Source organism: Serratia nevei, assembly GCF_024160145.1.
In the GTDB taxonomy this organism is placed as follows: Bacteria; Pseudomonadota; Gammaproteobacteria; order Enterobacterales; family Enterobacteriaceae; genus Serratia; species Serratia nevei_A.
Genome location: NZ_JAMYWQ010000048.1, coordinates 18,928 through 31,287 on the forward strand (window position 1 = coordinate 18,928; position 12,360 = coordinate 31,287).

General features: G+C 56.5%; 12 protein-coding genes, 1 tRNA gene and 1 pseudogene. 7 read left to right on the forward strand and 7 right to left on the reverse strand.

Translation table 11 applies throughout. The features are described 5' to 3' along the window. Nucleotides 1–31: 31 nt before the first annotated feature. The 5 genes from M6G53_RS22555 to trmB all read right to left on the reverse strand — a co-directional run bounded on the left by M6G53_RS22555 (nt 32) and on the right by trmB (nt 3,381). Nucleotides 32–466: a DUF29 domain-containing protein gene (locus M6G53_RS22555; RefSeq protein WP_016930094.1), complete on the reverse strand. Its 435-nt coding sequence runs from the start codon at nt 464–466 to the stop codon at nt 32–34. Nucleotides 467–566: 100 nt separating this feature from the next. Beyond that, nucleotides 567–1,289, reverse strand: a complete 723-nt coding sequence (locus tag M6G53_RS22560; RefSeq protein WP_141960262.1) for a YggN family protein — start codon at nt 1,287–1,289, stop codon at nt 567–569. A gap of 30 nt (nt 1,290–1,319) precedes the next feature. Further along, nucleotides 1,320–2,243, reverse strand: a complete 924-nt coding sequence (gene glsB / locus M6G53_RS22565; protein ID WP_253334632.1) for a glutaminase B — start codon at nt 2,241–2,243, stop codon at nt 1,320–1,322. Nucleotides 2,244–2,338: 95 nt separating this feature from the next. Further along, nucleotides 2,339–2,665 carry a YggL family protein gene (locus tag M6G53_RS22570; protein WP_253334642.1) on the reverse strand — a complete coding sequence of 109 codons (327 nt, stop codon included), beginning with the start codon at nt 2,663–2,665 and terminating at the stop codon, nt 2,339–2,341. Next, a complete protein-coding gene (trmB, locus tag M6G53_RS22575) occupies nt 2,662–3,381 on the reverse strand; it encodes a tRNA (guanosine(46)-N7)-methyltransferase TrmB (protein WP_253334634.1) in 720 nt (239 codons plus the stop codon). The genes M6G53_RS22570 and trmB overlap by 4 nt, the downstream gene beginning before the upstream one ends. A gap of 177 nt (nt 3,382–3,558) precedes the next feature. On the opposite strand from trmB, the gene mutY reads away from it, so the two are divergent. The 3 genes from mutY to mltC all read left to right on the forward strand — a co-directional run bounded on the left by mutY (nt 3,559) and on the right by mltC (nt 6,068). Continuing rightward, entirely contained in the window at nt 3,559–4,659 is a 1,101-nt protein-coding gene (mutY, locus tag M6G53_RS22580; RefSeq protein WP_223182207.1) for an A/G-specific adenine glycosylase, read from the forward strand. Further along, nucleotides 4,656–4,928: an oxidative damage protection protein gene (locus tag M6G53_RS22585; RefSeq protein WP_004937404.1), complete on the forward strand. Its 273-nt coding sequence runs from the start codon at nt 4,656–4,658 to the stop codon at nt 4,926–4,928. Before mutY ends, M6G53_RS22585 begins: the two co-directional genes overlap by 4 nt. 63 nt (nt 4,929–4,991) lie before the next feature. Continuing rightward, nucleotides 4,992–6,068, forward strand: a complete 1,077-nt coding sequence (mltC, locus tag M6G53_RS22590) for a membrane-bound lytic murein transglycosylase MltC (RefSeq protein ID WP_253334636.1) — start codon at nt 4,992–4,994, stop codon at nt 6,066–6,068. Nucleotides 6,069–6,118: 50 nt separating this feature from the next. Here the strand turns inward: mltC and speF are convergent, their stop codons facing one another. Continuing rightward, entirely contained in the window at nt 6,119–8,284 is a 2,166-nt protein-coding gene (gene speF / locus M6G53_RS22595; RefSeq protein WP_253334644.1) for an ornithine decarboxylase SpeF, read from the reverse strand. Nucleotides 8,285–8,989: 705 nt separating this feature from the next. On the opposite strand from speF, the gene M6G53_RS22600 reads away from it, so the two are divergent. From M6G53_RS22600 to M6G53_RS22610, 3 genes are all read left to right on the forward strand, one after another. Continuing rightward, nucleotides 8,990–9,065, forward strand: a tRNA-Phe gene (locus tag M6G53_RS22600). A 175-nt stretch (nt 9,066–9,240) separates the two neighbouring features. Then, a complete protein-coding gene (locus M6G53_RS22605) occupies nt 9,241–10,422 on the forward strand; it encodes a tyrosine-type recombinase/integrase (RefSeq protein WP_253334638.1) in 1,182 nt (393 codons plus the stop codon). A gap of 182 nt (nt 10,423–10,604) precedes the next feature. Beyond that, on the forward strand, nt 10,605–11,288 hold the full coding sequence (locus M6G53_RS22610; protein WP_253334640.1) for a hypothetical protein: 684 nt from the start codon (nt 10,605–10,607) through the stop codon (nt 11,286–11,288). 5 nt (nt 11,289–11,293) lie between these two features. Here M6G53_RS22610 and M6G53_RS22615 read toward each other — a convergent pair whose 3' ends face one another. Then, nucleotides 11,294–11,497, reverse strand: coding sequence for a hypothetical protein (locus M6G53_RS22615; RefSeq protein ID WP_253334641.1), 204 nt, complete (start codon nt 11,495–11,497; stop codon nt 11,294–11,296). 416 nt (nt 11,498–11,913) lie between these two features. On the opposite strand from M6G53_RS22615, the pseudogene M6G53_RS22620 reads away from it, so the two are divergent. Further along, nucleotides 11,914–12,249, forward strand: a pseudogene (locus M6G53_RS22620) (tyrosine-type recombinase/integrase); the annotation flags it as partial. Nucleotides 12,250–12,360 lie beyond the last annotated feature (111 nt).

Consider the following 12,360-nt stretch of genomic DNA (forward strand, 5'->3'; position numbering starts at 1 on the left):
GCGCTGAATAATCAGCGCTTTTTTATTGGTGTTAATCCGGATAAAACGTCTGAGACAGAATCTGCTGTGTTTCCCAGATGCCGTTTTCCGGATATACATCCAGCCCGGTTTCGGCCGTGGCGAGCGCAACGGCCTTCGACCAGACGACATCCAGCCAATCAGCATCGCTCAGTTTACCTTTTAGGCTGGGCGACTCTTTCAAGCTGTAAAGCACCTCTTTGCGCTGTGCTTTAATCGTTCTCTCCCAGCTGGTTCCGCGCCTGGCTGGCTGATATTTCCATTTAAGCAAATGTGCAATCAGCACCGTCATCCGGCTAGCAAGTTCCCTTTGCTCGCTCTTCCCCACGTCCTCAATCTCCTCGGCGATCTTTTCAATATCGATCTCAGACAATTTTCCGGAGCGCAAAAGAGCGGCCTGTTCATTTGCCCAGGCAACAACATCGGTTTCGTAACGTGTATGGCTCATAGCGTCCTCCGTAAACACCCCTAAATCTGTACGTAGTTTGACCAGTCTGTCAGATAAGCGTCAAAAGGTCAAAAAACATACTGCCGAGAAGGTTCTTAAATCATTTCAACGCCTTCAGCAGATCCTTGCGCTGGGTTTCCAGTGCGGTGACGCGGTTGCAAACGTCGCGGCCGAAGTTCTGGAAATCCTGCTCCTGGTTGTTCCACTCGTTCTGGATCGCCTTCTGCAAGCCGCCCAGGTTGCCCATGATCGCCTGCAGCGGGTTGCCGCCGCTGTTGGCGGCCTGTTTGACGCCCATCTCGTTCAGGCTGTCCTGCAGCACGCCGCCCATGCTCTGCTGCACGATGTTGCGCCCGTCCTGTTCCACCTGGTCGATCGCCTTGTGGTGGAAGGTCAGGCCGTCGCTGCGATGCTCGATGATGCGGTTCATCTGCTGTTTCAGCTGGCCATTCAGGGTAGTCAGCCGGTTGCGCACGTTGCTGTTGCTGCCCAGCTCTTTGACGATCACCTTATCCAGCGCCGAACGGGCTTTCTCCAGGTGCTTCTGCGCGCCGTCGTCGATCCACGGCAGCTGCTTGCGCAGCGCGCTCTGGTAACTGAAGGCTTTCTGCCGCTGGCTGTCGCTCAGGCTCAGCGCCTGGCCGTTGCGGATCACGTCGCCATCGGGCGAAATTTGCAGGTCGCCGCTGGCGCCTTTCACCTGCACGCTCTGCGGGCTGATGATCACATCGTCCTGGGGTTTAACGCTGCATTGGTACTCGGCGTGGGCCTGCGCGGCGGTCGCCGCCAGCAGCAGTAAGGCTAACCCGGTTTTCTTCAACATAGCTTCTCCTGACTCCCATCCAGATTGGGATTAAAAAATCGAACGACCGATACGTTGAGACAACAGTTCCAGCGCCGCAGTTCCCGCCAGCGAGTTGCCGGAAGCATCCAGCTCCGGCGACCAGACGACGATCGCCAGCTCGTCCGGCACGATGGCCACGATGCCGCCGCCCACGCCGGACTTGCCCGGCATCCCCACCCGATAGGCGAATTCGCCGGCGCCGTCGTACATGCCACAGGTCATCATCAGGGCATTGATCTGCCGGGCCTGCAGCGGGCTGATCACCGTCTCGCCGTTGAGATCGCGGCCGTGATTGGCCAGATAGACGAAGCTGCGCGCCAGCTCCACGCAGCTCATGCGCAGCGCGCAGTAGTGGAAATAGGTTTGCAGCACGGTGATCACATCGTTCTCGAAGTTGCCGAACGACTTCATCAGGTAGGCGATGGCCGCATTGCGATCGGAGTGTTCGAACTCGGAGCGCGCCACCCGCAGGTCATAGGCCAGGTCGTCTTCGCCGGCCAGCTGGCGCACCACCTCCAGCATGCGCTGTTTGGGGGCGCTGAGCCGAGTTTGCAGCATATCGCACACCACCAGCGCGCCGGGGTTGATAAACGGATTACGCGGCTTGCCCTGCTCCATCTCCAGCTGCAGCAGCGAGTTGAACGGCAGGCCGGAAGGCTCTTTGCCGACGCGCCGCCAGATCTCAGGCTCCTGATAGCGCGTCAGCGCCAGCGTCAGGCTCAGTACTTTGGAGATCGACTGAATGGAGAAGCGCTCCGCGGCGTCGCCGGCCTGGAACAGTTCGCCGTCCACCGTACAGACGGCAATCGCCAGCCGATCGGCGGGCACTTCCGCCAACGCCGGGATATAGTCGGCCACTTTCCCCTGGCCAATCAGCGGGCGCACCTGTTGCAGGATCTCCTCCAGCAACGCGTTATCCAATGTTGTTACCACCTCGGTCACACTCCGGGCAAAACAAAGGCGCCGTTAAGGCACCTTAGATCAATAAAACGGCGCGGCGCGAAGCCGCGCTCATCGGGCAAGCGCGATCAATCCCACCAGATATCGAACAGATCGCTGACCTTAACGTCGGCCAGTTTGCGCGCTTCCAGCCAGTTTTTCACCAGTTCGCGCTGCTCGTCGGTGCAATGACCGATTTTCTGCAGGCAGATCAGACCTTCCCACTGCAGATAGCCACTGCCGTCAAACGCCAGGCCGTTCGGCTCGATCACTTCATCGATGAAGGTATCCAGCGTGCTGTCGATGTCCTCTACCGACGTACCTTCGGCGAAGCGCCAGGCTACGGAGAAACCCAGCTCCTGAAATTCTTCAATGTGCAACTTTTTACGTAAACGACGACTGCGGTTAGCCATTATTCTTTCCTCTCAAACATCAAGTCCCAAACGCCATGTCCCAGGCGCTGGCCGCGTAATTCAAATTTCGTCAGTGGGCGCGAATCCGGACGCGGCACGTAATCATTATCGCTGGAAAGATTACGGTAACCTGCGACCCCGTTCATAACCTCTAACATATGTTCCGCATAAGGTTGCCAATCGGTGGCCATGTGGAAAACGCCGCCGGTCTTCAGCTTGCGCAGCACCAGTTCGACAAACGGCGTTTGCACGATGCGGCGCTTATTGTGGCGCGCCTTGTGCCACGGATCGGGGAAGAACAGCTGCACCATGTCCAGCGAGCCGTCCGGGATCATGTTTTCCAGCACTTCAACCGCATCGTGGCACATCACGCGCAGGTTGCTCAGCTTCGCCTCGTGGGCGTCGGCCAGGCAGGCGCCCACGCCCGGCGAGTGCACCTCAATCCCTAAAAAGTTCTGCTGCGGGTTGTTGCCCGCCATGGTCACCAGCGAGGCGCCCATGCCAAAACCGATCTCCAGCACCGTCGGCGCTGCGCGGCCGAACAGCGCGGCGAGATCGACAGCGTCAGCCTGATACTCCACGCCCATCACCGGCCAATAGTTCTCCAGCGCGTGCTGCTGGCCTTTGGTCAGCCGCCCCTGGCGGCGGACAAAACTGCGGATACGGCGCATCGCGCGGCCGTTCTCATCAAATTCCGGGGAGATGACGTCATTAATCATAGTGCTTTCTGTCTGTTTGGCTGCCAATTAGGGAAACGCGCATTATGCAAAGATACATTGGTTTAGCAAGTGTTCATCTTCTGTACCCGCCGTGCGGCGTCGGAAAGTTCCGGTTTACAGCATCATGACTCTATGCTGCAATCTCGCTTCATTTTCTGCCGGATAACGACGCTGCTCATGATGCAAGCACAACAATTCGCACAGGTGGTGCTTGACTGGTACCAGCGCTACGGCCGCAAGACCCTGCCGTGGCAGCTGGAAAAAACCGCCTATCAAGTATGGCTCTCCGAGGTAATGTTGCAACAGACTCAGGTTGCCACCGTCATTCCTTATTTTCAGCGCTTTATGGCCCGTTTTCCCAACGTGCGCGCGCTGGCGGAAGCCCCGCTGGACGAAGTGCTGCACCTGTGGACCGGCCTCGGCTATTACGCCCGCGCCCGCAACCTGCACAAGGCAGCGCAGACCATTGTCGCACAGCACGGCGGCGAGTTCCCGACAACCTTCGCAGAAATCGCCGATTTACCGGGCGTCGGCCGCTCCACCGCCGGCGCGGTGCTGTCGTTGGCGCTGGGCCAACACTATCCAATCCTCGACGGCAACGTGAAGCGCGTGCTGGCCCGCTGCTATGCGGTAGAAGGCTGGCCGGGCAAGAAAGAGGTCGAAAACCGGCTGTGGAAAATCAGCGAAGAGGTCACCCCGGCCCAGGGCGTCGGCCAGTTCAACCAGGCGATGATGGACCTGGGCGCCATGGTCTGCACCCGCTCCAAACCCAAGTGCGAACTCTGCCCGCTCAACGTCGGCTGCCTGTCTTACGCCAATCACAGCTGGGCCAACTACCCCGGCAAGAAACCCAAACAGACCCTGCCGGAAAAAACCGCCTACTTCTTATTGCTGCAGCACGGCGAGCGCGTGTGGCTGGAACAGCGCCCGGCGGTGGGCCTGTGGGGCGGCCTGTTCTGCTTCCCGCAGTTCAGCGCGCGCGTGGATTTGGAACTCTGGCTGCAGCAGCGCGGTCTGAAAGGCAAGCGCCTGGAGCAGCTGACCGCGTTTCGCCACACGTTCAGCCATTTCCACCTCGATATCGTGCCGATGTGGCTGTCGCTCGACGCGGCGGGCAGCGGCATGGATGAGGGCGCGGGTCTCTGGTATAACTTAGCGCAGCCGCCGTCGGTCGGGCTGGCAGCGCCGGTGGATCGCCTGTTGCAACAGCTGGCGAAGCAGCCCCCGATCCAACAAAACTTATATGGCGATAGCGCCATCGATGAGGAATTAGCATGAGCCGCACCATTTTTTGTACTTTCCTGCAGCGCGACGCCGAAGGCCAGGATTTCCAGCTTTATCCCGGTGACGTCGGCAAACGCATCTACAACGAGATCTCCAAGGAAGCCTGGGGCGAGTGGATGAAGAAGCAGACCATGCTGATCAACGAGAAAAAACTGAACATGATGAACGTGGACGACCGCAAGCTGCTGGAAGAGGAAATGATCAAGTTCCTGTTCGAAGGACACGACGTGCACATCGAAGGCTATACGCCGCCGAGCGAATAACGCTGTTGGGGCCAGGCGCTGGCCCGCTTCAATTCTCGTCCCATTCTTCCAAACGGCTTTAAGATGAAGAAAATTTTGGCTTTGCTCGTAATAGCGCCTTTGCTGATCTCCTGTTCCGGCAAAAAAAGTGAAGAAATCAACGAAGCCTGGATTAAAGATACCAACGGTTTCGACATTCTGATGGGCCAATTCGCCCACAACATCGAGAACATCTGGGGTCTGAACGAAGTTCTGATCGCCGGGCCGAAAGACTACGTCAAATACACCGACCGATACCAAACCCGCAGCCACATCAACTTCGACGCCGGTTCCATTACCGTCGAGACTATCGCCACCACCGATCCGGCCGCGCACCTGCGCCAGGCGATCATCAGCACGCTGCTGATGGGTGACGATCCGGGTTCCATCGATCTCTATTCCGACGCCAACGATATCCAGATCAGTAAAGAGCCGTTCCTGTACGGCCAGGTGCTGGATAACAAGGGCGCGCCGATCCGCTGGGAGTGGCGCGCGGCGCACTTCGCCGATTACCTGCTGCAGACCAAGCTGCAAAAACGCACCTCCGGCCTGCACGTGATCTACTCGGTCACCATCCAGCTGGTGCCGAACCACCTGGACAAGCGTGCGCATAAATACCTGCCGATGGTGCGCAAGGCGTCGGAGAAATACGGCGTGGAAGAGTCGCTGATCCTGGCCATCATGCAGACCGAATCGAGCTTCAACCCGTATGCGGTGAGCGGTTCGGACGCGCTGGGCCTGATGCAGGTGATGCAGCACACCGCCGGCAAGGACGTGTTCCAGATGCGCGGCAAGTGGGGTGTACCTAGCCGCAGTTACCTGTTCGATCCGGAAAACAACATCGACACCGGCACCGCCTACCTGGCGATCCTGCAGAACAACTACCTGGGCGGCATTCAGAATCCGACCTCGCGCCGCTATGCGGTGATCACCGCCTACAACGGCGGCGCAGGCAGCGTGCTGCGGGTGTTCTCCAGCGACAGAACGCGCGCGGTGGGCATCATCAACGGCATGCAGCCGGGCGACGTGTACCAGACGCTGACCACCAAGCACCCGGCCGCCGAGTCGCGCCGCTATCTGGTGAAAGTGAATACCGCGCAGAAGAGCTACCGCAGAAAGTAACGCGTTCCGCGTGGATAAATGAGAAGGGCCGGTGCAAACCGGCCCTTTTTCTATGGCTTGATCATATAGCCGAAGATGCGCTTCCAGCCGTGATCTTTTTTCTCGATGTAGACCCCCTGCAGCTCCGGCGAGAAGCCCGGCAGACGGTTGATGCCCTCCTCCAGCGCCAGGAAGTAGCGCTGCACCGCACCGCCCCACACTTCGCCCGGCACCACGCACAGCACGCCCGGCGGGTACGGCAAGGCCCCTTCTGCGGCGATGCGCCCTTCCGCCTGGCCGATCGGCACCAGCTCGACGTTGTCGCGGATAAACTCCACGTTGGCGTCCTGCGGGTTCATCACCACCGGCGGGAAATGATCCTGGCGGAACATCTCCTTTTGCAGCTGCTTGACGTCGAAGCTGACGTAAAGATCGTGCATCTCCTGGCACAGCCGGCGAATGCTGTAACCGCGGTAGCGCTGCTCGTTCTTGCGGTACACCGTCGGCAGCACCACGCTCAGCGGCGCGTCCTCTGCAACATAGCGCTCGAACTGCGCCAGCATCTCCACCAGTTGCTCCATCTTGGCCGGGTTTTCCGCCGGGGTCAGCAGGAACAGGATCGAGTTGAGGTCGCACTTCTCCGGCACGATGCCATTCTCGCGCAGGAAGTTGGCCAGAATGGTGGCCGGCACGCCGAACTCGGTGTATTGGCCGGTCGCGGCGTCGATGCCCGGCGTGGTCAGCAGCAGCTTGCACGGATCCACCAAATACTGATCCCGGGCATAGCCTTCGAAGCCGTGCCACGTTTCTCCCGGCACGAAGGTGAAGAAGCGCGCGTCGTTGGCGATAAGGTCAGTATCGTGATCCTGCCAGTCTTTGCCCGCCACCTGCTGCGGAATAAACGGCTTCAGCTGCGAGCAGCGGTTGAGCAGCTGTTTACGGGTCTCGATGCCCAGCTTGACGCAGTCCATCCACATGCGGCGCCCGGCGGGGCCGGCGTGCATCTTGGCGTTGACGTCCAGCGCGGCGAACAGCGGATAGAACGGGCTGGTCGACGCATGCAGCATGAACGCATTGTTCAGGTGTTTATGGTTGCAGTGGCGCTTTTGCCCTTTGATATGGTCGTCTTTCTTGTGGATCTGCGAGGTCTGCGAGAACCCCGCCTGCTGTTTATGCACCGACTGAGTGACGAAAATGCCCGGATCGTGCTCGTCCAGCTCCAGCAGCAGCGGCGAGCACTCTTTCAGCATCGGGATAAAGCCTTCGTAGCCCACCCAGGCGGAGTCGAACAGGATGTAGTCGCACAGGTGGCCGATGGTGTCGATCACCTGGCGAGCGTTGTAAATCGTGCCATCGTAGGTGCCAAGCTGAATGATCGCCAGCCGGAACGGCCGCGCCGCCGCAGCCTTCTCCGGCGCCACTGCGCGGATCTGCTCGCGCAGGTAGCGCTCGTCGAAACAGTGCGCGTCGATACCGCCGATAAAACCGAACGGGTTGCGGGCGGTTTCCAGATAGACCGGCGTGGCGCCGGCCTGGATCAGTGCCCCGTGGTGGTTGGATTTGTGGTTGTTGCGATCGAACAGCACCAGATCGCCCCGGGTCAGCAGCGCGTTGGTCACCACCTTGTTGGCCGCCGACGTGCCGTTGAGCACAAAGTAGGTTTTATCGGCGTTGAACACCCGCGCGGCGTGCTTTTGCGCATCCTTGGCCGATCCTTCGTGGATCAGCAGATCGCCCAGCTTGACGTCGGCGTTGCACATATCGGAACGGAAAAGGGTTTCACCGTAGAAATCGAAGAACTGCCGGCCGGCCGGGTGCTTGCGAAAGAACTCGCCGCCCTGATGCCCCGGGCACGCAAAGGTCGAATTTTCCATCTCGACGTAGGTCTTCAGCGTTTTGAAAAACGGCGGCAGCAGCGCCTGCTCGTAGGCGTCGGCGGCGGCCTCCAGCTGCGCCATGTAGAACGGCTTGCTGGCGCCGGCCAACAGCGCGAAAACCCCACTGACAAACGGCAGATAGTCCGGCGAGAGATGCTCGTCCCCTTCCACCGCCACGAAGGTCGGAATGTCGAACCCCGTCGCCTGCAAATGCACCAGAATGCCGGCGTCCACGTCGGCGACCGACACCACCACCGCCGCCACGTCGGTGTAGTCCGTCTGCTCTACGCGCACGATCTGGCGCAGCGTCTCAATGGTGGCGACCAGGCTGGCGCTGGTCGCGATTTTCAATTCTTTCATCATGCTGACTCTCAAACGGTGAAGGATGAGGGTGTGCCACCGGCACGGTAATGAGATAACGCGGTTATCCCGGTAAAAGCGATACCCGGGCACGGCAGCATAAGCGGCGTGCGTGACCGGCTCATGATCGGCGATCATCAGGCGGCTATCGGGGGAACTGGTCTTGGCAGCGTCCGACAGGCATCAGTAAAATCAGGGCCGCAGCGCTGGCTTTACGCATGCCTAACAGCGAGCATCAGGCGGCCTTACCGCATGGCCGGCAAGCGTATTCGGGCAGGTGACGTGCGGAGGAAACAACGGCGGAACGGTGGCGGCGTCAGATGTCTGGTGCGCAGCAGCGCTTGAGCAACAAAACCCGTCATGCCAATAACCCTCTGGCTTATAAGAAGCGGGAACACCGTCAGGGAACGGAGAGTGCTAAAATTTGCGCAATGATTGCATGATTTGTTGCGGAGTTCAAGCAAGAGTCACCTTGATTGAACCCCCGTTGATTAAACCATAATACATTGTTATATAATTAAAATTTAATAAAAACCCCTCTAAATCACGGTATAAATACACGTTTTATATGCATATTTATTTAGTTGCATTTCCCCCCAGTACCCCATCCCGCCCGGCTAGCTGCCTGAAAATAGAGCAACCGATCGGCTTTGTGACAGAAAGCGATTGACGCCATCCGGCCAATACGGTTTAATGCGCCCCGTTGCCCGGATAGCTCAGTCGGTAGAGCAGGGGATTGAAAATCCCCGTGTCCTTGGTTCGATTCCGAGTCCGGGCACCACTTTCACTTCTATGCACGTCTCCCAAACTCCACAAAACTCAAGTATAATCACTGTCATACATCACTTTCTGACATTTCGAACTCCACTGACCTCAACCCAACTCTCTCTAAATCAAGTTGCATCTAGGGGCTTTTCAGGGGGCTCTTTGTGTTCAATGAAAATTGAGGCCCCCATATGGCACTGACAGCCCGGCAGGTCGAGACCGCCAAGCCTAAAGAGAAGGACTATAAACTCTCCGATGAGCGCGGCCTTTTTCTTCTGGTAACCACCACCGGAAAACGCTACTGGCGTATGAAATACCGTATCGCCGGTAAAGAGAAAAAGTTATCTATCGGTGTTTATCCTGAAATCTCTCTGGCTGACGCGCGTGTAAAACGCGATGAGGCCAGAAAGGTGATTGCTGAGGGCGGCGACCCGAGCGAGAAAAAGCAGCTCGAAAAACTCGCCAAAAAAATATCCGTCGTAAATACCTTCAGGGCGCTCGCCATGGAGTGGCATAAGCATAAGTGTATCTCATGGTCGGAAAGCTACGCAGAGAGCGTTCAGGAGGCTCTGGAGAAGGATATTTTCCCGTATGTGGGCAAACGCCCTGTCGCGGAGATCCTGCCTCTGGAGATGCTGGAAGTTTTACGGTTGATTGAAAAGCGAGGTTCGCTGGAAAAACTCCGTAAGGTCAGGCAGTACTGTAATCAGATCTTCCGTTATGCTATCGCAACAGGACGTGCAACGATTAATCCGGCAGCGGAACTCACCGGTACGCTGAGCGCGCCAAAAACTGAGCACTTCCCTCACCTTCAGGCTTCTGAATTACCGGCGTTCCTTGCCAGCCTGACTGGTTACCATGGCAGTTGCATTACTCGCATGGCAACCAGCCTGCTGTTGCTCACAGGCGTGCGCACTATTGAACTGCGTGCAGCAGAGTGGCAAGAGTTTGATCTGGGGAATGCATTGTGGACAATCCCCGAAAGCCGGATGAAAAAGCGCCGCAAGCATCTGGTGCCTTTGTCAAACCAGGTTCTGGCGATACTGCAAGAGCTCCGCACTTATACCGGCCAGTATCAACTGGTATTTCCAGGGCGCTGCAATATCAACAAACCGATGAGTGAAGCCAGTATCAACATGGTAATCAAACGTATCGGCTACGATGGTAAAGCTACCGGCCACGGCTTTCGACACACGATGAGTACCATTTTGCATGAGCAGGGTTTTAATACAGCCTGGATCGAGATGCAACTGGCTCATGTGGATAAAAACTCAATTCGCGGCACATACAACCACGCTCAATATCTTGAGAATCGCCGTGAAATGATGCAGTGGTACGCTGACCATATCGATACTCTAAGCCATGGAAAATAAAATTGTGTAATCCCTGGACGCTCAGTCTTCATGACCGGGCGTCCACTTTGCATTGTGTTCTTTTTTTTAACCAAAACATCCACATCACGGACAATTTGTGCAACAAAAATCTCCCACTTTTACTCTGCCTCGCGTATTCTGTCGGGTCGGATTTATCCCGGCGAAAATTTGCAGAGATAACCATGGACCGCAAACATACGCCATTTACCTCCCTTTCGCGTCGAAAACGTCGGGCTGCCACGCTCAAAATCAAAACCCTTATCTACCGTAAACGTGACACCTGGGGTGGTGCCTTCTATGACGAATGTGACCATGACCAGTCAGTTGCCAGTGGCAACTGGACCTGGAGCGATATAGTGTTTCTCGGCCGTGATCCGGCTGTTTTCTGGAATGCAGAGATTATCACCGCGAATGTGGCCTTTGCCGATGCAGTGGAAGGGGCTGCGTTTAATGAAGCCATGTCGAGACTGGATACTGCGGACCAGTATCAGGCTGCGCATTTTAGTACGGCTCCAAACATTGATGACAATGGCAAAATCATCAGCTATACATTGCACCATAAGCCTGAACTGAAATACCCGCAGTTGGACGGATTAACCTTCAGCAATTTTGTCGATAAACGGGCTCGGGCGATTGCACGTGATAATCCTCCCCCGGTTTACTGCGGTTACCAAATCTTACCGGGATACGTTGCCGGAATTGGCTTGCGAATGATTGTCGAAGTGGATGTATTAGACAGGAGTGTGATTGAAGCCGCTATTTCAGATTTTCGCGCTCGCGGGGAATGCAACTGGGTTTCTGGCATACCAGTATGTGTCCGTTATTCTGACGAGATTCACTGCAAACCGCTCAACATGACAAAATGAGTAAGTTAAAAATGAACGTCCTGCCCCCAGAAACAAATCTCCTCATAGCCGTGCGGTTGACGACCGCGCTCAATATGAGGAAAAAACAATGGCAAGAAGCCGTGCAGAACGACGCCATCAGATGTGTCGAATGAAACGGAAAAGACGGCACGACAACGCAAATGGTGACGGTAGCCCGAAACATCTGGGCCTCCATTATAAAACCCCATGTAGTTGTTCCTGCTGGTTGTGTGGGCACAGGCGTGACTGGTATGGGCCAGGTATGCAGGAGCTACGGGCACGTGCGAAAAATACGTAAGGAGGGCTGATGAGGTAACTATCCATAAACAGGAACCTTAACTGTCTGTTTTTAATACACGAAGGGACCGTGATCGTCACGGCAAACCCAAACCACATTGCCATGTTGGCTATCCGGGATGCGACGACAGGATGATGCACCACCGCAATCGCACTCAGGGGGGCCGGACTGGAAACAGTTTGCGTTTCAGTGCCATCGGCAACACTGGCATGATGATCATATGCGTCTACGAGCGCGAAAGCGCTCTCCTTTCTTGTCAGGCAAGGCCAACAGCGATCGGAATACATCATGCAAGGTGCGCCAGCCCTTCAGTCAGACGTTTGGGGAATACTGGAGCAAATTCGCGAGATCAGCGGTGAATTCGATCTGGTTTTCACCGGGGCCCACAATCCTTATAAACCAATGAGTGAGAACACCATCAATAAAGCACTGCGTAAAATGGGATTCGACACCAGAACCGACATCTGTGGCCACGGTTTCCGGACCATGGCATGCAGCGCCATGATTGAATCCGGGTTGTGGTCAAAGGACGCTGTTGAACTCCAGATGAGCCATCAGGAGCGAAATGGTGTACGTGCGGCTTATATCCATAAAGCGGAGTTTCTGGATAGACGAAGGCTGATACTGCAATGGTGGGCTGATTACTTTGTAGTGGCACAGTGAATTTGGCCACCTGATTAAAGGTGATATTCTCACCTCAACATAAAATAGGTGACTTAATGAACAAGAGAACTAAGCGTACTTTTACCCCTGAGTTCAGGCTGGAATGTGCAC

Coding starts and splice junctions, on each gene's coding strand:
- M6G53_RS22615 (WP_253334641.1), bottom strand. CDS start 11,497: ATGGGGTTTTATAATGGAGGCCCAGATGTTTCGGGCTACCGTCACCAT.
- M6G53_RS22585 (WP_004937404.1), top strand. CDS start 4,656: ATGAGCCGCACCATTTTTTGTACTTTCCTGCAGCGCGACGCCGAAGGC.
- M6G53_RS22610 (WP_253334640.1), top strand. CDS start 10,605: ATGGACCGCAAACATACGCCATTTACCTCCCTTTCGCGTCGAAAACGT.
- M6G53_RS22605 (WP_253334638.1), top strand. CDS start 9,241: ATGGCACTGACAGCCCGGCAGGTCGAGACCGCCAAGCCTAAAGAGAAG.
- speF (WP_253334644.1), bottom strand. CDS start 8,284: ATGAAAGAATTGAAAATCGCGACCAGCGCCAGCCTGGTCGCCACCATT.
- mutY (WP_223182207.1), top strand. CDS start 3,559: ATGATGCAAGCACAACAATTCGCACAGGTGGTGCTTGACTGGTACCAG.
- M6G53_RS22555 (WP_016930094.1), bottom strand. CDS start 466: ATGAGCCATACACGTTACGAAACCGATGTTGTTGCCTGGGCAAATGAA.
- mltC (WP_253334636.1), top strand. CDS start 4,992: ATGAAGAAAATTTTGGCTTTGCTCGTAATAGCGCCTTTGCTGATCTCC.
- trmB (WP_253334634.1), bottom strand. CDS start 3,381: ATGATTAATGACGTCATCTCCCCGGAATTTGATGAGAACGGCCGCGCG.
- M6G53_RS22560 (WP_141960262.1), bottom strand. CDS start 1,289: ATGTTGAAGAAAACCGGGTTAGCCTTACTGCTGCTGGCGGCGACCGCC.